The organism is Pikeienuella sp., assembly GCF_046290545.1.
Lineage (GTDB): Bacteria > Pseudomonadota > Alphaproteobacteria > Rhodobacterales > Rhodobacteraceae > Pikeienuella.
On sequence record NZ_JBKAGV010000007.1, the window covers coordinates 110290 to 128766 of the forward strand.

The window sequence follows — 18477 nt, forward strand, 5'->3', positions numbered from 1 at the left end:
CCACGCTCCCCGCCCGGAAGCTCTCCAGACGCGATGTCTTCGCTGGAGCCGGAAGGGGTGGGCGTGATGAACAGAGACATGGGCCGCGCGGCTTTGGCCGCGCTGACAGCCGGATCGATCTCGGGCGGGGCGATCTCGGGCGGGGCGGCTGCGGAGGAGGCTTCGGTCGTCCTCCGCGAGATCACCGTCTTCGGCGGCGCGCGGGGCGAGCGGGCGCTGCTCGACACGCCGAACGCCGTGACCGTGATCGGCGAGGAGGAGGCGAAGCGCAGGCAGGCCTCCACATATGAGGAGCTGATCGGGGACGTTCCGGGCGTCACGATAGACGGCGGCCCCCGCGGCGTGAGCCAGGAGCCGAACATCCGCGGCTTCCAGGACGAGCAGGTCGTCCTCCGCCTCGACGGCGCGCGGCAGACCTTCAACCTTGCGCATCGCGGGCGGTTCTTCGTCGATCCGCTCGTGCTGAAGGAGGTCGAGGTGCTGCGCGGCGGCGCCTCCACGCTCTTCGGCTCGGGCGCTCTCGGCGGCGTCATCTTCCTCGAGACGAAAGACGTGGAGGACGTGCTCCTGCCGGGCGAAAAGCAGGCGGCTGAAGTCACGTTCGGCTACAACAGCCAGGGCGACGAGCTGAAGGCGGCGACGACCTTCGCCATGCGCGAGGGGGATTTCGACGCGCTCGGCTTCATCTCCGGCCGCCCCCGCTTCTCCGACCTCGAGGACGGCTCCGGAAACCCGATCATCGACAGCGACATCGACAGCCTGTCGGGCCTGATGAAGCTCGGCTGGGCCATTGCGCCGGGCCACCGCGTGGAGGCCGCCTATCAGCTCTACCGCGACGGCGGGGAGACGCCGCCCAACACCAACGTTCAGGGAACGCCGACGAGCACGGTGGACCGGGACCTCACCAACCAGTCCCTCCGCTTCGGCTGGACCTTCAACCCGGAGGGGAACGATCTCGTCGACCTCACCACGCTCGTCTACTACAACAAGACGCTGGTGGAGGAGGACCGGCTCTTCGACGGCCGGTTCGACAAGTCCCGCGCCGAGACGCTCGGCTTCGAGGCGACGAATGTCAGCCGGTTCGACGCCGGCCTTCCCGTCACGCTCTCCTATGGCGTCGAGGCCTACAGGGATCGGCAGACGGCGACGCGGGACGGCGGGGCGCGGGTGCAGGTCCCCGATGCGGACCAGACCTTCCTCGCCGCCTTCGCGCAGGGGGAGATCGGGCTCGGCTCCGGCTTCACGCTGATCCCGGGCGTGCGGTTCGACCATGTGCGGACGGACCCGGACGGGGCGCAGCCCTCCTCCACCGATTTCGAGGTCTCGCCGAAGATCGCGCTCTCCTGGCGGCCCGTCGAGGGCGCCCAGCTCTTCGCCTCCGCCTCCCGCTCCTTCCGCTCACCGTCGCTGACCGAGCTTTTCCCGCAGGGCGTGCATTTCTCGACGCCGGGCTTCCCGCTCGGGCCGGGGACTGTGTTCACCGGGATTAACGAATTCGTGCCGAACCCGGATCTCCGGCCCGAGCGCGCGACGCAGTTCGAGTTCGGCGGGCGCTACGAGGCGTTCAGCCTCGTGAAGCCGGGGGATGTGCTGCGCCTCTCCGCCAACATCTACTATGCGCAGGTGGACGACTTCATCGAGCAGGTGGTGACCTTCACCGATTTCTCCACCGGCGCCTTCAACCCGGTGAGCGGGCAGTTCGAGGTGGGCGGCACGACGTCGACCCGGAATGTCGACGCCGAGCTCTACGGGCTGGAGGCGGAAGCGACCTATGACGCGGGCGACTGGTTCCTCGGCCTCGGGCTCACGCTGCCGCGCGGGTCGGACCGGAACGGCGGCGAGCTCGCCTCCGTGCCGCAGGACAGGCTGGTGCTGACCGGCGGCCTCCGGCCCTTCCCCGATGTCGAGATCGGCGGGCGGGCGACGCTTCTGCGGGAGCTCGACGCGGGAGACCTGCCTGCCGGCGTCGCGCCGGTGGACGGCGCCGCCGTCTTCGACCTTTTCGCGAGCTGGGCCCCCAGCGAGGGGCCGCTCGCCGGCGCCGTCTTCGCCGCGGGGATCGACAACGTGACCGACAAGGAGTTCCGCATCCATCCGAGCGGGCTCAACAGCCCCGGCATCGCCGGAAAGCTCACCGCAACCATACGCTTCTGAGGAGAACACGATGACCCAAGCCGCCGCGCGCCCGCTCGCCTCCGCCTGGACCGAGGCGAAGGAGGCCGACCCCTTCGCCCGCGCGCGGGACGTGGCGGCGCGGCTCGGCGTCTCCGAGGGGGCGCTGGCGGAGGCGCGGCGGGGCGCCGGCGTCATGCGGCTCCGGGGGGAGGGGGAGGCGCTCTCCCGCCTCGTCACGGCGCTGCCTCGCCTCGGGCGGGTGATGACGCTGACGCGGAACGACGCGGCGGTGCACGAGACGAAGGGCAGGGCGGGGGAGACCGCCGGCATGGGGGCGATCGGTCAGGTGACGGGGGAGATCGACCTCCGCCTTTTCTATCGCTGCTGGCGCGCGGCCTATGAAGTGGCGGAGGAGACGCGCTCCGGCCTCCGCCGCTCGATCCAGATCTTCGACGGGGCGGGCGACTCGATCCTCAAGATATTCGCCCTCGAAGGGGCGGACACGGACGCCTGGGCGCGGCTTGTGCGGGCCGAGGCGGACCCGGATGCGCCGCCCCTGACCTACATGCCCGCAGAACCCGAGGCGGGCGACCGGCCGGATGCGGAGATCGACCTGGAGGCGCTCCGCGCCGGCTGGCGCGCGCTCGACCATTCGCACGATTTCCACGGCCTCCTGCGGCGCACCGGCGCGGGGCGGGAGCAGGCGCTGCGCCTCGCCGGGCCCGAATTCGCGCGCCCCGCCGGGCCGGAGGCGGCGCGGCGGATGCTGGAGGCGGCGGCGGGGCATGTGCCGATCATGTGCTTCGCAGGCAACCCCGGCTGTATCCAGATTTTCAGCGGCGAGGTGAACAAAATCAAGATGATGGGGCCGTGGCTGAATGTGCTGGACGAAGCCTTCAACCTCCATCTCCGCACCGATCTCGTCGCCTCGACCTGGCTGGTGACGAAGCCGACGAAGCAGCGCGGGCCGATCACCTCGCTCGAGCTCTTCGACGCAAGGGGCCGCCTCGCCTGCCAGTTCTTCGGCGTCCGCCCGGCGGGCGGGGTAGAGCGGGAGGATTGGCGCCGGATCGCCCATGCGGCGGCGGAGGGTGCGGCGTGATCCGTGCGGCGCTCGCCCTCGCGCTCCTCGCCGCGCCTGTCGCCGCGGCGGAGCGCGTCGTGATCGCCGGGGGCGACCTCGCGGAGATCGCCTTTGCGCTCGGGGCCGGGGAGCGCGTGGTCGGCGTCGATTCGACGGCGACATATCCGCCGGAGGCGATGACGCTGCCGCAGATCGGCTATCTCCGGCGCCTTTCGGCGGAGGGCGTTCTTTCCCTCGCCCCCGATCTCCTGATCCTCGCGCCGGACGCCGGGCCGGATGTCGCGCTGACGCAGATCGAGGCGGCGGGGGCGGAGATCCTGAAGGGGCCGGACGCGCCGGGCGCGGCGGGGATTGCGGAAAAGATCCGCTTCGTCGGGGCCGCCCTCGGGCGCGTGCCGGAGGCGGAGGCGCTTGCGGCGGAGACTGAGGCCGCGCTCGCCTCCGTCGCGGAGAAGGTCGCGCGCCTTCCCGAACGCCCGCGCGTGCTCTTCATCCTCCACTTGCAGGGCGGCGCGCCCCTCGTCGGCGGCGAGGGCACGAGCGCGGACGAGATCATTCGCCTCGCCGGGGCGGAGAATGCCGCCGCGGATGTCGAGGGTTTCCGCCCGATGGGGCGGGAGGGGATGATCGCCGTCGCGCCGGACGTGATCCTGATGATGGAGAGCCGCGCCGATGCGGCGGGCGGGCTCGACGCCGTGCTGGCGAGCCCCGACATTGCGGCGACCCCCGCAGGGCAGGCGGGACGCGCCGTGGCGATGGACGGGATGAAGCTGCTCGGCTTCGGCCCACGGACGCCGGAGGCGATTGCGGAGCTTGCGCGCCTTCTCCAGCCGGAAGCGGCGGCGGGGGCCGGCCTTTGAGCCTGACGCTTCGTCTCGCCGCGCGCCTGCCGGGCCGCGCCGCCGCGCTTTCGGCCCCGTTCGCGCTCCTCGCGCTTGTCGTCGCGCTCGCGCTGGCGGCGCTGGCGCTTGGCCCGGCGCCGATCTCGCCGCTCCGCGCCGGCGCCGCGCTCTTCGGGGCGGGCGGGGCGATGGAGGTCGCCGTCGTGCAGGGCGTGCGGGCGCCGCGGCTTGTCCTCGCCCTTTCGGTCGGGGCCGGGCTCGCGCTCTGCGGCGCGGCGCTGCAGGGGATGCTCAGGAACCCGCTCGCGGACCCGGGCCTGATCGGCGTGACGGCGGGCGGGGCGGTGGGCGCCGTCTCCGTCATCGTGCTGGGGGAGGCGCTGCTTTCCGGCCTGCCGGCGGGGCTGCGGCCCTATCTGCTGCCGATCGCGGCCTTCTGCGGCGCCGTGATCGTTATCGCGCTTCTCTTCGCGCTGGCGCGGCGGGCGGGGGAGACGGCGACGGCGACGCTGATCCTCGCGGGCGTCGCGATCAACGCCGTCGCCGGGGCGTTCATCGGGCTCCTGACCTACATCTCCGACGACCGGCAGCTCCGGGAGCTGACGTTCTGGACGATGGGCTCCTTCGGCGCGGCGGACTGGCGGGTGACGCTGGCCGCGCTCGCCCTCGCCGCCATCGCCGCGCCCGTCTTCCTCCACGCGGCGCGGGCGCTCGACCTGATGCAGCTCGGGGAGCGGGCGGCGTTCCATTCCGGCGTCGATGTCGAGCGGCTGAAGCGCCGCGTCGCGCTGGCCGCCGCGCTCGGCGTCGGCGGGGCGACGGCGGCGGCGGGGCCGGTGGGCTTCATCGGCCTTGTCGCGCCGCATCTCGCGCGGCTCACCGTGGGCCCGGCGCATGGCGCGATGCTGCCCGTGGCGGCGCTCTACGGCATGGCGCTGGCGCTGATCGCCGATCTCTTCGTCCGCCTCGTCGCGCCGCCGGCGGAGCCGCCTGTCGGCCTCGCGCTCAGCCTGATCGGCGGGCCGTTCTTCCTCTGGATGATTCTCCGGGGGCGCGGCCGTGCTTGAGGCGCGGGGGCTGAGACTCGCGCTCGGCGGGGCGGAGGTGTTGCGCGGCGTCGATCTCGCGGTCCGGCCGGGGGAGGTTCTGGCGCTCGTCGGGCCGAACGGGGCCGGCAAGTCGAGCCTCCTCGCCTGCCTTTCCGGCGCGCTCCGGCCCACGGGCGGCGCCGTTTCGATGGACGGGGAGAGCCCCCGCGCGCTCTCCCCCGAGGCGCTCGCGCGCCGCCGCGCGGTGCTGGAGCAGAGCCCGGAGGGCGCGGGGGGCTTCGCCCTCTCCGCGCTTGTCTCGCTCGCCATTCCGCGGGAGATCCCGCCGGCGCGGGCGGAGGCGATCATGGCGGAGGCGCTCTCGGCCGTGGGGCTTTCCGCCCTCGCCGCGCGCCCGCTTCATGCGCTCTCGGGCGGGGAGCGGCATCGCGGGCACATGGCGCGGGCTCTGGCGCAGCATCTCGCCGGGCGGGAGACGGGGCAGGGGCGCTGGCTCCTCCTCGACGAGCCGACCGCGAGCCTCGACCTCGCGCACCAGGCCGCCGCGCTCCGCGCCGCACGGCGGGCGGCGGAGCGGGGGGCCGGGGTGCTAGCCGTGCTGCATGATCTGTCGCTCGCCGCCGCGATGGCGGACCGGGTCGCGCTGCTTGTCGCGGGCCGGATCGTGGCGGAGGGCGCGCCCGAAGCGGTGCTGACGCCGGAGCGCCTCGCTGCGATCTATGGCCTTCCCGTCCATGTCGCGCAGCTGTCCGGCGCGCTGTCCATCACCCCGCTTTACAGAGAGCCGCAAGGAGATGCGCCATGTTCGTCGCGATGAACCGATTCCGGGTCACGAAGGGCCGCGAGGCCGAGTTCGAAGCCGTCTGGAAGGGGCGGGAGAGCCGCCTGCCGGAGATGGAGGGCTTCCGCGCCTTCCACCTCCTCCGCGGACCGGAAGCGGAGGAGCATACGCTCTACGCCTCGCACACGATCTGGTCGGGCCGCGCCGCCTTCGAGGCGTGGACGCGCTCGGAACAGTTCCGGGAGGCGCACAGGAATGCGGGCGGGCATGACGGGCTCTATCTCGGCCATCCGCAATTCGAGGGGTTCGAGGCCGTCTCAGGCGCCTGAGCCGGGCGGGCCGGAACGGAGCGCGCGCCAGCCGCGGGCGATCAGGAGGAGGGGGATCAGCCCCTCCAGCCCGAGGAGGATCAGCGCCCGCTCCGCCCCCACAAGTTCCGCCGTCAGCCCGACATTCAGGAAGCCGAGCGCGCCGGCGCCGATGGCGAGCGTCATCAGCCCGAGATAGCGGCCGCGCATCGAAGGGGGCGCAACCTGGTAGATCAGCGTCGCCTGCATCGCCCCGAAGGCGGAAGTGCAGGCCCCCCCAAGCGCGAGGCCGATGACGAGCGCGGGGAGGCTCGTGAGCGCGCCCATCGCGAGGATCACGAGAAAGAGCAATCCCGTCGCGCCCACATAGAGCCGCCGCCAGCCCGTGGGCCGGGCGAAGCGGGCGACGGCGAAGGCGCCGAGGAGGGCGAAGAGCCCCTCTATCGAAGTGATCGCGCCCACGACGCCCGGCGAAAGGCCGAGGCTTTCCCGGCCGATCACGGGGACCATCGCGAGATAGGGAAAGCCCCAGAGGTTGAAGGCGACCGTCACGAGGAGGATGCGCCGCGCGTCCGGCGAAGCCCAGGCATGGGCGAGCGCGGCGAGGGCGCCGCCCTCGGCCGGGTCCCGCGCCGTCTCCGCCGCAGGCTCCCGCGCCAGCGTGAGCGCGACGATGAAGGCCGCCGCGTAGGCGCAGGCGGCGAGGGCGTAAACCCCCTCCGCCCCCGCCGCGCCATAGAGGAGCCCGCCGAAGAGCGGCCCGGCCATCCGCATCCCGTTGCTCGTCGCCCCGTCGAGCGCCATGGCCTGCGCGAGCTTCGCGGGCTCAACGGCTTCGCCCACGATCTTGCGGCGGATCGGCAGGTCCGAGGCCCAGAAGATTCCGGAGCCGAAGGCCGCCAGCGCCACCATCGGATAGGTGGCGAGGCCCGCAGCGAAAAGCGCCCACATCGCGAGCGAGACGAGCAGGACGAGGAGCAGCGCGAACCGCAGGAGCCCGACAGGCTCCGCCCGGTCCGCCAGCCCGCCGAGCGCGGGCCCGGCCAGCGCCATCGGCAGGAAGCGGAGGATGACGAGCGCGGCGACGAGGGCGGGCGAGCCCGTCTCGTCCAGCGCCCAGAGCCCGAGCGCCAGCATCTCCAGCCAGCGGACGAGCGCAGTCAGCAACCCGACCAGCCAGATCCGCGCATAGCGGCGGTTGTGGAACAGCCCCTCTCCGGCGCCCATTCGGGTCATCCTCGTTTCCTCGGCTCCAGCGTTATTCCGGGGCTTCCGGCGGGTCCAGCGGCGGGCGATGTCGCCGCCGGGCGCCTGAGCGGCGAAAACCGGCGGCGTGGGCCGCCGGGGCTTCTGTAGTGAAGGAGCGGGAAGTCAGCCGGAGGCGCCGTCATGTCTGAAGTCGCGGAAGCGGGGGCGCGGCGCGCCCGGGGCGCGAAAGGCGGCGGCGCGGCGCGCCGGGCGGAGCGGTCCGCCGTCCGCATCGAGGCGGCGCGCTATATCGAGCGCGCGATCCCGAGCGTCGAGATCCTCTCGACCGAGGCGCTGGAGATCATCGAGCGCAATGCGGAGACGGTGCTGGAGGAGATCGGCGTCGCCTTCACCGACAATCCGGCCGCGCTGGAGCGCTGGCGCGCAGCGGGGGCGGATGTGCGGGACGAGCGGGTGCGCATCCCCCGCGGCCTCGCCCGCCAGCTCTGCGCGACGGCGCCCTCCACCTTCACGCAACACGCGAGGAATCCAGAGCGGAGCGTTGAGATCGGAGGAAAAACCACCATCTTCGCCCCGGTCTACGGCCCGCCCTTCGTGCGGGATGCGGCGGGCGGGCGGCGCTATGCGACGATGGCGGATTTCGAGAGCTTCGTGAAGCTCGGCTACATGTCGAAATGGCTCCACCATTCCGGCGGCACGGTCTGCGAGCCGACCGACATCGCCGTGAACAAGCGGCATCTCGACATGCTGCTGGCGCATATGCGGCTCTCCGACAAGCCCTTCATGGGCTCGGTGACGGCGCCGGAGCGGGCGGCCGATTCGGTCGCCATGTGCGAGATCCTGTTCGGGAAGGAGTTCGTGGCGGAAAACGCCGTGATGACCTCGCTTATCAACATCAACTCGCCGCTGACGCTGGACGGGACGATGATGGGCGCGCTCGAAGTCTACGCCGCGGCGGGGCAGGCGACGATCATCTCCCCCTTCATCGTCGGCGGGGCGATGGCGCCTGTCTCCGTGGCGGGGACGCTGACGCAGGTGCTGGCGGAGGTGCTCGCGGGCGTCGCCTATTCGCAGCTGATCCGCCCCGGCGCGCCGGTGATCTTCGGCGCCTTCGTCGCCTCGATCGACATGAATTCCGGCGCGCCGACCTTCGGAACGCCCGAGGCGAGCAAGATTCTCTGGGGAGCGGGGCAGCTCGCGCGGCGCATGAACCTGCCGTTCCGCTCGGGCGGCGGGCTCTGCGGCTCCAAGCTGCCGGACGCGCAGGCGGCCTACGAGAGCGCGAACACGCTCAACGCCGCGCTGATGGGCGGGGTCAACTTCATGCTCCACGCCTGCGGCTGGCTCGAAGGCGGGCTCGTCTCCTCCTTCGAGAAGTTCGTGATGGATGCGGACCAGCTCGGCGCGCTCCATTCCCTCGCGGCCGGGATCGACATGTCCGAAAACGGGCAGGCGATGGACGCGATGCGGGAGGTAGGGCCGGGCGGCCACTATCTCGGCTGCGCGCATACGCAAGCCAACTTCAAGTCCGCCTTCTGGCGCTCCGACCTCTTCGACTACAAGCCCTTCGAGACCTGGGCGGAGGAAGGGGCGCGGGACACGCAGGCGCTCGCCTCCGCGCGGGTCGCCCGGCTTCTGGGCGATTATCAGGCCCCGCCGCTCGACGAGGGGGTCGCGGAGGCGCTCCGCGACTTCGTCGCGCGGCGGAAGGCTGCGGAGCCTGACGCCTTCGTCTGAGGCTCAGGCCGGAGCGCGCGCCGCTACGGCGCCCAGCTCGGCGACCAGCGCCGTCAGCAGGCCGACATGGCGGGTGATGGAGTATCCGGCCGCGCCGGCCTTGCGCTGTTCCTCGCAGGCTTCCTCCGCGGCGGCGAGCGCCGGCAGGACGGATGCCGAATCACGTCCGGACATCTTCGGCAGCATGCGCGCAAGGTCGCGCTCACGGCGATAGAGCGCGGCTCCGGCGGCGGCGGCGCGGCTCAGGAGGCGGGGGCGGCGGAGGGTGCGGGTCATGTCGATTTTTCTCCGTTTTGGATGACGCTCCTTCATTAGCGCACGTTATGCGGGTGTTGCTTCTTCGAGCAGGGATCGCGCGATAGCTCGTAACGGTCTGTAAACGAAGGATAATGATGAAACACCGTTAAGCCTATGTTCATCAACCGGAGGTAGTACCGTGACTGTCTAAAAGTTGAATCAAGTCTGGGGCATCCACATGCTGACGACCGAAGACGCTCTCGCAAGCTGCGAAGGCTACGCCCGCGCCGCCTTCGCCGCATCGGGCGACCGCCGCACGCGGGATGTCGCGCTCTATCTCGCCCATGTGGGCGCAGGCGTGCCGATGCGCGCCCTCGCCCGCGCCAGGGGGCGCCAGCCCTCCACCGTGATGCGTGCGATCCGCCGCATCGAGGCGCTGCGCGACGATCCGCTCCTCGAACGCGCGCTGACGACGCTCGAGGAGGAGGCGTTCTCGCTTTCCCGCTCCATCGTGAAGAAGGACACGACGATGCAGACCGACTCCGCCCGCCCCTCCCGCCGCGGCCCGCGGCTGCCAGGGAGCGCGCCGCGCTCGAACGGCTCGCCGAGCCGGATTCCTTTCTTCTCGTTGCGAACGGTGCGGAAAAGGCGGGCGTCTTCACGTCGCAGAACGGGTTCCGGAAGCCCGTCGCGCTCGTGCCGGTCGCGGCCGCGACGCGGTTTCTTACGAAAGACTGGGTCAAGTGCGTCTCGCGCACCGACATTTCCGCCCGCTATGCGATGACGGCGACGGGCCGCGCCATGCTTCGGCGGCGCGAGGTCGCGGAGGCTCCGAACCCCAATCCGGGCTTCGCCGAGGCGCCGTCCGTCTTCGCGGGCCAGCACCAGATGGCGGGGGAACGGCGCGTCGCCAATCCCGTGACGGGGGAGATCGAGACGATCCGGGTCAATCTCGGCGAATCGCCGCTCGGCTGGCTGGCGCGGCGGAAGGACGGAAACGGGCTTTCGCTCCTCTCCGCCGAAGAGGTGGAGGCCGGCGAGCGGCTGCGCGAGGATTTCGAGATGGCGCAGATCGGGCCGAAAGTGGCGCAGGACTGGTCCCGGTTCCTCGCGCCGGCAGAACGGCAGTCGGGGCCCGGCCGCGGCCCGTCAGAAGGCCCGATGTTCGCGCGCGAGCGCTTCGGAAAGGCGGCCTCCGTCCTCGGGCCGGGGCTCGCGGACGCGGCGATCCGCATCTGCTGCTTCCATGAAGGGCTGGAGGCGACCGAACGCCGCATGGGCTGGTCGGCGCGCTCCGCCAAGGTCGTGCTGAAGCTCGCGCTTCAGCGACTGGCGGATCATTACGGCCTCATGCGCTGCGCCGCCTGATCCGCGATGGCGAGGAAGTCGGCGGCCTTCAGGCTGGCGCCGCCGACGAGCCCTCCGTCGACGTCCGCCGCCGCGAGAAGCTCGGCCGCGTTGCCGGGCTTCATCGAACCGCCGTAGAGCACCCGCATCGCCTCCCCCTCCGCGCCGAACCGGGCGCGGAGCCGGGCGCGGATGGCGCCGTGCACCTCCTCGACCTCCGGAACCGACGGCGTGCGGCCCGTGCCGATGGCCCAGACGGGCTCATAGGCGATCACCGTGTCCGCCGCCTTCGCCCCGTCGGGAACCGAGCCGTCGATCTGCCGGGTCACGACGGCGAGCGCCTCGCCCGCGTCCCGCTCCGCCTCCGTCTCGCCGACGCAGATTAGGGCGAGGAGCCCGGCGCTGCGGGCGGCGAGGGCCTTCTCCCGCACCGCCTCGTCCGTCTCGCCATGATCCGCGCGCCGCTCCGAATGGCCGAGAATGACGGCGCACGCCCCCGCATCGGCCAGCATTCCGGCCGAGATGTCCCCGGTATGCGCTCCGTTCGCCGCGGCATGGCAATCCTGCCCGCCAAGGGCGACGCCGCGCCCGGCGAGGCGGGAGAGAAGCGTTGCGGGCGGGCAGATCACCAGCTCCGGCCCCTCGGGCGCGCCGGCGGCGATGGCGTCGATCTCCGCCGCCGCCGCGGCGAGGCCGTTCATCTTCCAGTTTCCGGCGATCAGGATGCGTCGCGTCATCTTCGGTCCTCCCAAGGCTCGCTTGCGCTTAGCAAAGCCGGGCCGGGGACGCAAAGAAGGGGGGGCGCGGCGACCGTTTCGTAGCCTCGGCCCGGCCCCACAAACAAGCCGGAAGGCGAGGCCGCCGCGCAGGAAGCGCCGGAAGGTGGGGGTCCGACGTTCCGTCTCTTGAGGGGAAAAGCGTGGGGGATTGCCCCGCCCCCGCTCTCTCTCCCACAAACCCCGCCGCACTCTGGCGAGGCCAAACTCACATCGGTCTTTGACCACGAAGCGGCCTGACTGGGATGTGACTTTTCGCAATCCGCCGGCGCGGCGCTTCAGAAGAGATCGATGGAGTCGGACAGGAAGTGGACAGACCCGTCGCCCATCGCATCGCGCACCGAGCCGTCGCCGAAGAGGAAGTGCGTTCCGCCGGAATGTGCGGAGCCGCCGGTGGAGGCGTCGGCCCCGGAACCGTCGAAGACCGTCATGCGCGGCCCGCCGCCCGGGCCGGCGACGGTGATGACGTCCGGCACGCCGTCGCCGGAAGCGCCCGCGCCGTCGAACACCTTCACATGCGGGCCGCTGACGGCGGTGTTGCTCGTTCCATCCGCGATAGCGAACGCGAACGAGTCGCTTGTGTCGGTGAAATTGTGAAGCCCGAGACCGATCTGCTTCAGATTATTGCTCATCTTCGTCTCCATTGTTAGCGATGGAGCGGAGATGGGGAGCGGAGCCCGTGCGGAAAGAGGCGCGAAATCCGAAGCTTAACCTAGATCACAGCCGGTGATGTTTCTCACGCGGCGTCGGGCGAGACCTTGAACGAAACGGACTCGCCGCAGCCGCAGCTCTCGGAGACGTTCGGGTTGTTGAACACGAAGCCCGATTCGAGCAGGGAAGTCCGATAGTCGATCTCCGTCCCGAACAGGAACATCTGCGCCATCGGCGCGATGATGACGCGGGCGCCGTCCTGCTCGATCACCTCGTCATGGGCGGAGAGCGCCTCAGCGTACTCCATCGTATATTCCATCCCGGCGCAGCCGCCCTTCTTCACGCCGATCTTGAGGCCCTTCACCCGGCCTCCAGAATCGCTCATCAGCGCGCGCACCTGCGCAGCCGCCGTATCTGTCAGCGTCACCGCCTGCTTTCCCGGTATGCCGAACATCGCCGTCTCCTTCGCTTCCGTGTGAAGGTAAGCGTTCCGGCCCCATCTCTCAAGCGCGGGAAAAGGACCGCTCCGGCTTTCGCCGGAAGCGGTCAGTAAGACCATGCCGGCAAGCCGGACATGGCCCAGGGAGAGACCTTCGATCCCGATGATGGCGGCCGAACCGCCTGCGTCCCCCCGTTCACCGCGCGCCTTGAGGCTGCGCGCGTTCATGGAGGGACGTTAACCCGAAAACACCCAGGGTTGAAAGCGCGACTTTCGGCCAATCCGAAAAAGTGCAGCGTTCAGATGAAGCCGAGCTCCAGCTTCGCCTCGTCCGAGAGCATGTCCATCCCCCAGGGCGGGTCCCATACGAGCTCCACCGCGGCGGATTTCACGCCGGGAACGGCCTCCACCGCGTCCTGCACCCAGCCCGGCATCTCCCCGGCCACCGGGCAGCCCGGCGCCGTGAGGGTCATGTCGATCGCCACGGCGCTCTCTTCGTCGATGCGAATCGAGTAGACGAGGCCCAGGTCGAAAATGTTCACCGGGATTTCCGGGTCATGCACTGTCCGGCACGCGTCGCACACCGCCTCGTAGAGCGGGTGGTCCATCGTCGAAGCCGGAATGAGCGGTTCGCCTTCGCCGTCTGCCATGTCGCCGATCCTCATCGCTGCAATCGTAGACATATTGCTGCACACCCCCTGCGTAAAGGCGGCGCGCGTTCACCAGCAATTCATGCGGCTTGAACAAAAGAGGCGGCCTGATATGCGAAAGAGGGATGGACATGCTCGGAAAACTCTTCCGCCGCAACGCGGTGAAAGCGGAGCCGGAAGCCTCGATGCTCAAGAGCGCCCTTGAGCAGGCGATCGACGCAGTGGTTCTGATCGATTCGAAGAACCGTGTCACGTTCTTCAACGACGCGGCGGAGCGGCTCTGGGGCTGGTCCCGCGCGGAAGTAATCGGCAACAACGTCAACATGCTTGTGCCGCACGCCATCCGTGGCGCGCACGATTCGATGATTGACGCGAACCGTAAGAGCGGCGTGAACAAGATCGTCGGCAGCAGCCGTCGCATCGCCCTCCACCGGAAGGATGGCGGGCGCGTCGCCGTCAGCCTCGCGCTCTCGAAGATCAGAATGGCGGACGGATGGGGGTATTCCGCCTTCGTGCGCGACATGTCGGCGGAGATGGAGAGGCTCGATTCCCAGCTTGGCGCATCCTCCACCGGGGTCGCCGCCGCTTGCGCCCGCCTCACCTCCGTCGCCGCCGACGTAAGCGAGAGCGCTTCTACGCAGTCCGCCGCAGCGCAGCAGGCTTCGAGCGCGATGGAGGAAATGTCCGCCAGCATCCGCCAGAGCGCGGACAATGCGGCGGCGATGGAGAAGATCGCGCTGAAGTCGGTGCAGGAATCCACTTCTTCCGCCGAGGTCGTCGCGCGCGCAGTCGGTTCGATGACCGCGATCGCGGAGAAGATCGGGATCGTGCAGGAGATTGCGCGGCAGACCGACCTCCTGGCGCTCAACGCCGCGGTGGAGGCGGCGCGGGCGGGCCAGCACGGGCGGGGCTTTGCGGTCGTCGCCGCGGAAGTCCGGAAGCTCGCGGAGCGCTGCCGCGTCGCCGCCGCCGAGATTGGCGCGCTTTCGGGCGAGACGGTCTCCGCCTCGCAGGAGGCGGGCGAAAAGATCACGCAGCTCACGCCGGAGATCCGCCGCACGGCCGATCTCGTGCAGGAGATCAGCGCCGCGATGCGGGAGCTGAACGTGGGCGCGGAGCAGATCAACGAATCGATCCGCTCGCTCGACCAGGGCATCCAGGGCAACGCCGCAGCAGCCCGCACCGCCTCCGAGACGACGCAGGAGCTGATGACGAGCGCCGACGGGCTCCGGCGCATCATCGCGGACATGACCGACACCGAAAATCTGGAGGTGGACGCCGCCGCCCATGCCGCCCATGCCGCGAAGCCCGCGCCGAAGCCGCGAAGCATGGCGGCCTGATCAGGCCCGTTTGCGCCCGGACGCGGCGCGGCGTAATGGGCGGGCATGACCGAAGCCCGCTTCACCCTCCTCGCCGCGGACGGCGCCGCCCGGCTTGGCCGGATCGACACGCCGCGCGGGGAGATCCGCACGCCCGCCTTCATGCCCGTCGGCACCGCCGCGACTGTGAAGGCGATGCGGCCCGAAAGCGTGAGGGAGACGGGGGCGGACATCCTCCTCGGCAACACCTATCACCTGATGCTGCGGCCCGGGGCAGAGCGCGTCGCGCGGATGGGCGGGCTCCATCGCTTCATGAACTGGGAGCGGCCGATCCTCACGGACTCGGGCGGCTTTCAGGTCATGAGCCTCGCCGGGCTCCGGAAGCTCGACGAGGAGGGAGTGCGCTTCAAGTCGCATATCGACGGATCGGAGCATCACCTGACGCCGGAGCGTTCGATGGAGATCCAGCGCCTGCTCGGCTCCGACATCGTGATGTGCTTCGACGAATGCACGCCCTTCCCGGCGGAGGAGGGCGTGGCGGCAGCCTCCATGCGGCTCTCGATGCGCTGGGCGCGGCGGAGCCGGGAAGCGTTCGGGGAGAGGCCGGGCCACATGCTCTTCGGCATCCAGCAGGGCAGCGTCTTCCGCGACCAGCGGGAAGAATCCGCCGCCGCGCTGAAGGAAATCGGCTTCGACGGCTACGCCGTGGGCGGCCTCGCCGTGGGGGAGGGGCAGGAGGCGATGTTCGACGTGCTCGACTACGCGCCCGGAATGCTCCCCGGAGACCGGCCGCGCTACCTCATGGGCGTCGGCAAGCCGGACGACATCGTGGGCGCGGTCGAGCGCGGGATCGACATGTTCGATTGCGTGCTCCCCTCCCGCTCCGGCCGCACCGGGCAGGCGCTGACGCGGCGGGGCGCCGTCAACATCAAGAACGCGCGGCATCAGGACGATCCGCGCCCGCTCGACGAGGAGTGCCTCTGCCCCGCCTGCCGCTCCTATTCCCGCGCCTATCTCCACCATGTCTTCAAGGCGGGGGAGATCATCTCCTCCATGCTGCTCACCTGGCACAATCTCCACTATTATCAGGAACTGATGCAGGGGCTGCGGGAGGCGATCGCGGCCGGGCGGCTCGCCGCATTCGCGGCGGCTTTCCATGCGAAGCGGGCGGAGGGCGATATCGAGCCGCTCTGAGCGCGGCGGGTGGACCGGCCCGGCGCTTGTGCTAGAAGGACGGGGACAGGAAAGGACGCGCGCATGAGCCTCCTGAGGCGGATCTTCACCTGGTGGAACGGCTCCACCATCGGCACACAGCTCTGGACCTCGCGCTTCGGCGAGAAGGTCGGGGAGGACGAAGGCGGCAACGTCTATTTCCAGACGGCCGGCGGCGCGCGGCGCTGGGTCATCTACAATGGCGACGTCGAGGCGAGCCGTGTCTCGCCGGACTGGCACGGCTGGCTCCACCATACCTGGGATGAGCCGCCGAGCGCGGCGCCGCTCAAGCGCAAGCCCTGGGAAAAGGACCATATGGCGAACGCGACGGGAACGCCCGCGGCTTATGCGCCTCCCGGCAGCCTGCGCACGCCCGAGACGCGGCCCCGCGTCTCCGGCGATTACGAAGCCTGGAGCCCCTGACATGGCCTCGAACGCGGCGGAGACGCTGATCGGCGCGGCGGTGCTCGCGGTGGCGGGCGGGTTCCTCGTCTATGCGGCGCAGAATGTCGATCTCGGCGGCGTCGGCTCCGGCTATTACGAGGTGAACGCCGGGTTCCGGAAGGCCTCCGGCGTCGCCGTCGGCGCCGATGTCCGCGTCTCGGGCGTTAAGGTCGGCACGGTCGCCTCGCTGACGCTCGACCCGCAGACATACCGCGCCATCGCCGCCCTCTCGATCCGCGAGGGCGTGAAGCTGCCGGAAGACAGCGTGGCCGCGATCACGTCCGACGGCCTGCTCGGCGGGGCCTATATCGCCATCGACCCCGGGGCCTCGGACTTCTTCCTCGAAGCGGGCGGAGAGATCGAGAACACGCAGGGCTCCGTCGATCTGATCGAACTGCTCAGCAAGGCCGTTTCGGGGAACTGACGATGCCGGAGGATCACTGGTCCGCCGCGCGTTACGAGGCGGCCGCCCGTTTCGTGACCGACCTCGCCGGCCCTGTGCTGGCGCTTCTCGACCCGAAGCCGGGCGAGCGCATCCTCGATCTCGGCTGCGGCGACGGGCCCATCGCGAAGGGGCTCGCCGACCTCGGCTGCGCCGTCGTCGGCGTCGATTCCTCGGCGGACATGGTCGCCGCCGCCCGGGCGCGCGGCGTGGACGCGCGGGTGATGGACGGGCATGCGCTCGATTTCGACGCGGAATTCGACGCCGTCTTCTCCAACGCCGCGCTCCACTGGATGACAAGGCCCGAGGCGGTGATCGAAGGTGTCGCCCGCGCGCTCCGGCCCGGCGGGCGCTTCGTCGCGGAGCAGGGCGGGCATGGCAATGTCGCGGCGATCCGCGTCGCCCTTGTCGCCGCGCTGTCCGAGGCGGGGGTTGAGACGGACCTTTCGGACGTCTGGTCCTTCCCCTCCGCCGAGGAGCAACGCGCGCGGCTGGAGGCGGCGGGCTTCATCGTGGAGGAGGTCGCGATCCACCCGCGGCCGACCCCGCTGCCGACGGAGATGGAAGGCTGGCTGGAGACGCTGGCCGCCCCCGCGCTTGCGCGCCTGCCGGAGGCGGATCGGCCCGCCGCCCGCGCCCGCGCGGCGGCGCTCGCGGCGCCTGCGCTTCGGGATTCCGCGGGGCGATGGACGGCGGACTATGCGCGGCTCCGGTTTCGGGCGCGCCTCGCATGAGGCGCTTTCTCCTTCTTCTCGCCGCGCTCGCGCCCGCGCCGCTGCTCGGCCAGGCGGCGACGGAGGAGCCCGCGCCGCTCTTCCGCCCCGCGCCGCCCGGCGTCGTCTATGGCGACGCGCCGCAGGGCTTCGTGGAGGAGCTGATCGAGGAGGAGCGGCCGGAATGGCGCGGCGTCCAGCGCCCGGTCGCCCGTCTCCGCGGGCTCGACAAGATCGCCGGGCGGGTGACGGACATCACCGCCCCGGTCGGCCAGCCCGTGACCTATGAGCGGCTGACCATCACCGTGCGGGACTGCCGGGAGCCGCCGGAAGGGCAGGGGGCGGACGCCTTCGTCTGGCTCGAAGTGGTGGATTCGAAGAGCGGGGCCGAGCCGGTCTTTTCAGGCTGGATCTTCGCATCGAGCCCGGCGCTCTCCGCCATGGACCATCAGAGATACGACCTCTGGGCGCTGAGCTGCGCGACCTCCTGAGGGTCCGGCCTGTCGCCCAGCGCGTCGAAATCGGCCGGCGCGGCGACCGCAAGCTCCAGAAGGTCGTGATAGCGGGCGCGGGAGATCGTGCGCGCCCCGAACTGCGCGAGGTGCTCCGTGACGAACTGGGTGTCGAGCAGCTGGAACCCGCCCCTCTTCAGCCGCGCGACGAGGTGGACGAGCGCGACCTTGGAGGCGTTCGTCTCGTCGCTGAACATGCTTTCGCCGAAGAACGCCCCGCCAAGCTTCACGCCGTAGAGGCCGCCCACGAGCCGCCCCGCCCGCCGCGCTTCGATGGAATGCGCGTAGCCCATGCGATGCAGCGAGACATAAAGCCGCCGAATCTCGTCATTGATCCAGGTCGAGGCGCGGTCCGCGCAGCCCTCGATCACGGCCTCGAAGTCGCAGTCCACCGTCACCTCGAACCGGCCCTGCCGAACGAGTTTCAGCAGGCTCCGCGGCGCGTGGAAGCGGTTGAGCGGGATCACGCCGCGAAGCTCGGGGTCGATCCAGAGCACTTCGTCGGAATTCGCGGATTCCGCCATCGGGAAAACGCCGGCCGCGTAGGCCCTCAGGAGGATCGAGGGTGTCAACTCTATGATGACCGCGCGATCTGACATGCCCGGACGTT

At 70.6% G+C, this 18477-nt stretch carries 22 protein-coding genes; 15 read left to right on the forward strand and 7 right to left on the reverse strand.

Annotated elements, in window-relative coordinates; all coding sequences use genetic code 11:
- Positions 1–66 precede the first annotated feature (66 nt).
- From ACE37J_RS05570 to ACE37J_RS05595, 6 genes are read left to right on the forward strand one after another with little or no spacing between them, the layout of a single operon-like run.
- The gene (locus tag ACE37J_RS05570) at positions 67–2154 is read left to right on the forward strand and encodes a TonB-dependent receptor domain-containing protein (protein WP_409708327.1); all 2088 of its coding nucleotides are present in this window, start codon (positions 67–69) and stop codon (positions 2152–2154) included.
- A gap of 10 nt (positions 2155–2164) precedes the next feature.
- Positions 2165–3217 carry a hemin-degrading factor gene (locus tag ACE37J_RS05575; RefSeq protein WP_409708330.1) on the forward strand — a complete coding sequence of 351 codons (1053 nt, stop codon included), beginning with the start codon at positions 2165–2167 and terminating at the stop codon, positions 3215–3217.
- Positions 3214–4059, forward strand: coding sequence for a hemin ABC transporter substrate-binding protein (locus tag ACE37J_RS05580; RefSeq protein WP_409708333.1), 846 nt, complete (start codon positions 3214–3216; stop codon positions 4057–4059). The genes ACE37J_RS05575 and ACE37J_RS05580 overlap by 4 nt, the downstream gene beginning before the upstream one ends.
- Positions 4056–5108 carry a FecCD family ABC transporter permease gene (locus ACE37J_RS05585; protein ID WP_409708336.1) on the forward strand — a complete coding sequence of 351 codons (1053 nt, stop codon included), beginning with the start codon at positions 4056–4058 and terminating at the stop codon, positions 5106–5108. The genes ACE37J_RS05580 and ACE37J_RS05585 overlap by 4 nt, the downstream gene beginning before the upstream one ends.
- Entirely contained in the window at positions 5101–5907 is an 807-nt protein-coding gene (locus ACE37J_RS05590; protein ID WP_409708339.1) for an ATP-binding cassette domain-containing protein, read from the forward strand. The genes ACE37J_RS05585 and ACE37J_RS05590 overlap by 8 nt, the downstream gene beginning before the upstream one ends.
- Entirely contained in the window at positions 5892–6200 is a 309-nt protein-coding gene (locus ACE37J_RS05595) for an antibiotic biosynthesis monooxygenase family protein (protein ID WP_409708342.1), read from the forward strand. The genes ACE37J_RS05590 and ACE37J_RS05595 overlap by 16 nt, the downstream gene beginning before the upstream one ends.
- Here ACE37J_RS05595 and ACE37J_RS05600 read toward each other — a convergent pair.
- Positions 6189–7415 (reverse strand): MFS transporter, encoded by a 1227-nt coding sequence (locus ACE37J_RS05600; protein ID WP_409708345.1) that lies wholly within the window; start codon positions 7413–7415, stop codon positions 6189–6191. The genes ACE37J_RS05595 and ACE37J_RS05600 overlap by 12 nt on opposite strands.
- 153 nt (positions 7416–7568) lie before the next feature.
- Between ACE37J_RS05600 and ACE37J_RS05605 the strand changes: the two genes are divergently transcribed.
- Positions 7569–9125: a trimethylamine methyltransferase family protein gene (locus tag ACE37J_RS05605; RefSeq protein WP_409708348.1), complete on the forward strand. Its 1557-nt coding sequence runs from the start codon at positions 7569–7571 to the stop codon at positions 9123–9125.
- Positions 9126–9128: 3 nt separating this feature from the next.
- Here the strand turns inward: ACE37J_RS05605 and ACE37J_RS05610 are convergent, their stop codons facing one another.
- Positions 9129–9401 carry a DUF6477 family protein gene (locus ACE37J_RS05610; protein WP_409708351.1) on the reverse strand — a complete coding sequence of 91 codons (273 nt, stop codon included), beginning with the start codon at positions 9399–9401 and terminating at the stop codon, positions 9129–9131.
- Between the two features lie 199 nt (positions 9402–9600).
- Between ACE37J_RS05610 and ACE37J_RS05615 the strand changes: the two genes are divergently transcribed.
- Positions 9601–10146: a hypothetical protein gene (locus ACE37J_RS05615; RefSeq protein WP_409708354.1), complete on the forward strand. Its 546-nt coding sequence runs from the start codon at positions 9601–9603 to the stop codon at positions 10144–10146.
- Entirely contained in the window at positions 10143–10730 is a 588-nt protein-coding gene (locus tag ACE37J_RS05620) for a DUF6456 domain-containing protein (RefSeq protein WP_409708357.1), read from the forward strand. The genes ACE37J_RS05615 and ACE37J_RS05620 overlap by 4 nt, the downstream gene beginning before the upstream one ends.
- On the opposite strand, the gene tpiA is transcribed toward ACE37J_RS05620, so the two are convergent.
- The 4 genes from tpiA to ACE37J_RS05640 form a co-directional block, all read right to left on the reverse strand.
- Positions 10703–11446 carry a triose-phosphate isomerase gene (tpiA, locus tag ACE37J_RS05625; RefSeq protein WP_409708360.1) on the reverse strand — a complete coding sequence of 248 codons (744 nt, stop codon included), beginning with the start codon at positions 11444–11446 and terminating at the stop codon, positions 10703–10705. The two genes, ACE37J_RS05620 and tpiA, sit on opposite strands and share 28 nt — an antisense overlap.
- A 317-nt stretch (positions 11447–11763) precedes the next feature.
- Positions 11764–12129: an H-X9-DG-CTERM domain-containing protein gene (locus ACE37J_RS05630; RefSeq protein WP_409708363.1), complete on the reverse strand. Its 366-nt coding sequence runs from the start codon at positions 12127–12129 to the stop codon at positions 11764–11766.
- A gap of 92 nt (positions 12130–12221) precedes the next feature.
- Positions 12222–12590 (reverse strand): HesB/IscA family protein, encoded by a 369-nt coding sequence (locus tag ACE37J_RS05635; RefSeq protein WP_409708366.1) that lies wholly within the window; start codon positions 12588–12590, stop codon positions 12222–12224.
- Between the two features lie 284 nt (positions 12591–12874).
- Positions 12875–13225 carry an SUF system Fe-S cluster assembly protein gene (locus tag ACE37J_RS05640; protein WP_409708369.1) on the reverse strand — a complete coding sequence of 117 codons (351 nt, stop codon included), beginning with the start codon at positions 13223–13225 and terminating at the stop codon, positions 12875–12877.
- A gap of 131 nt (positions 13226–13356) precedes the next feature.
- Between ACE37J_RS05640 and ACE37J_RS05645 the strand changes: the two genes are divergently transcribed.
- The 6 genes from ACE37J_RS05645 (at position 13357) to ACE37J_RS05670 (ending at position 17846) form a co-directional block, all read left to right on the forward strand.
- Entirely contained in the window at positions 13357–14565 is a 1209-nt protein-coding gene (locus ACE37J_RS05645; RefSeq protein ID WP_409708372.1) for a methyl-accepting chemotaxis protein, read from the forward strand.
- A 45-nt stretch (positions 14566–14610) separates the two neighbouring features.
- Positions 14611–15738: a tRNA guanosine(34) transglycosylase Tgt gene (tgt, locus tag ACE37J_RS05650; RefSeq protein WP_409708375.1), complete on the forward strand. Its 1128-nt coding sequence runs from the start codon at positions 14611–14613 to the stop codon at positions 15736–15738.
- A gap of 63 nt (positions 15739–15801) precedes the next feature.
- Positions 15802–16179 (forward strand): NADH:ubiquinone oxidoreductase subunit NDUFA12, encoded by a 378-nt coding sequence (locus tag ACE37J_RS05655; protein WP_409708378.1) that lies wholly within the window; start codon positions 15802–15804, stop codon positions 16177–16179.
- Position 16180: 1 nt separating this feature from the next.
- A complete protein-coding gene (mlaD, locus tag ACE37J_RS05660) occupies positions 16181–16624 on the forward strand; it encodes an outer membrane lipid asymmetry maintenance protein MlaD (protein WP_409708381.1) in 444 nt (147 codons plus the stop codon).
- Positions 16625–16626: 2 nt separating this feature from the next.
- A complete protein-coding gene (locus ACE37J_RS05665) occupies positions 16627–17376 on the forward strand; it encodes a class I SAM-dependent methyltransferase (RefSeq protein WP_409708384.1) in 750 nt (249 codons plus the stop codon).
- Complete coding sequence (locus tag ACE37J_RS05670) at positions 17373–17846, forward strand: DUF2155 domain-containing protein (protein WP_409708387.1); 474 nt, start codon at positions 17373–17375, stop codon at positions 17844–17846. The genes ACE37J_RS05665 and ACE37J_RS05670 overlap by 4 nt, the downstream gene beginning before the upstream one ends.
- Here the strand turns inward: ACE37J_RS05670 and aat are convergent.
- A complete protein-coding gene (gene aat, locus ACE37J_RS05675; RefSeq protein ID WP_409708390.1) occupies positions 17804–18466 on the reverse strand; it encodes a leucyl/phenylalanyl-tRNA--protein transferase in 663 nt (220 codons plus the stop codon). The two genes, ACE37J_RS05670 and aat, sit on opposite strands and share 43 nt — an antisense overlap.
- Between the last annotated feature and the right edge of the window lie 11 nt (positions 18467–18477).

Excerpts from the sequence above, each read along its gene's own strand:
- ACE37J_RS05570 (WP_409708327.1), top strand. The coding sequence starts at position 67 with ATGAACAGAGACATGGGCCGCGCGGCTTTGGCCGCGCTGACAGCCGGA.
- ACE37J_RS05575 (WP_409708330.1), top strand. The coding sequence starts at position 2,165 with ATGACCCAAGCCGCCGCGCGCCCGCTCGCCTCCGCCTGGACCGAGGCG.
- ACE37J_RS05595 (WP_409708342.1), top strand. The coding sequence starts at position 5,892 with ATGTTCGTCGCGATGAACCGATTCCGGGTCACGAAGGGCCGCGAGGCC.
- ACE37J_RS05600 (WP_409708345.1), bottom strand. The coding sequence starts at position 7,415 with ATGACCCGAATGGGCGCCGGAGAGGGGCTGTTCCACAACCGCCGCTAT.
- ACE37J_RS05605 (WP_409708348.1), top strand. The coding sequence starts at position 7,569 with ATGTCTGAAGTCGCGGAAGCGGGGGCGCGGCGCGCCCGGGGCGCGAAA.
- ACE37J_RS05610 (WP_409708351.1), bottom strand. The coding sequence starts at position 9,401 with ATGACCCGCACCCTCCGCCGCCCCCGCCTCCTGAGCCGCGCCGCCGCC.
- ACE37J_RS05615 (WP_409708354.1), top strand. The coding sequence starts at position 9,601 with ATGCTGACGACCGAAGACGCTCTCGCAAGCTGCGAAGGCTACGCCCGC.
- ACE37J_RS05620 (WP_409708357.1), top strand. The coding sequence starts at position 10,143 with ATGACGGCGACGGGCCGCGCCATGCTTCGGCGGCGCGAGGTCGCGGAG.
- tpiA (WP_409708360.1), bottom strand. The coding sequence starts at position 11,446 with ATGACGCGACGCATCCTGATCGCCGGAAACTGGAAGATGAACGGCCTC.
- ACE37J_RS05630 (WP_409708363.1), bottom strand. The coding sequence starts at position 12,129 with ATGGAGACGAAGATGAGCAATAATCTGAAGCAGATCGGTCTCGGGCTT.
- ACE37J_RS05635 (WP_409708366.1), bottom strand. The coding sequence starts at position 12,590 with ATGTTCGGCATACCGGGAAAGCAGGCGGTGACGCTGACAGATACGGCG.
- ACE37J_RS05640 (WP_409708369.1), bottom strand. The coding sequence starts at position 13,225 with ATGGCAGACGGCGAAGGCGAACCGCTCATTCCGGCTTCGACGATGGAC.
- ACE37J_RS05645 (WP_409708372.1), top strand. The coding sequence starts at position 13,357 with ATGCTCGGAAAACTCTTCCGCCGCAACGCGGTGAAAGCGGAGCCGGAA.
- tgt (WP_409708375.1), top strand. The coding sequence starts at position 14,611 with ATGACCGAAGCCCGCTTCACCCTCCTCGCCGCGGACGGCGCCGCCCGG.
- ACE37J_RS05655 (WP_409708378.1), top strand. The coding sequence starts at position 15,802 with ATGAGCCTCCTGAGGCGGATCTTCACCTGGTGGAACGGCTCCACCATC.
- mlaD (WP_409708381.1), top strand. The coding sequence starts at position 16,181 with ATGGCCTCGAACGCGGCGGAGACGCTGATCGGCGCGGCGGTGCTCGCG.
- ACE37J_RS05665 (WP_409708384.1), top strand. The coding sequence starts at position 16,627 with ATGCCGGAGGATCACTGGTCCGCCGCGCGTTACGAGGCGGCCGCCCGT.
- ACE37J_RS05670 (WP_409708387.1), top strand. The coding sequence starts at position 17,373 with ATGAGGCGCTTTCTCCTTCTTCTCGCCGCGCTCGCGCCCGCGCCGCTG.
- aat (WP_409708390.1), bottom strand. The coding sequence starts at position 18,466 with ATGTCAGATCGCGCGGTCATCATAGAGTTGACACCCTCGATCCTCCTG.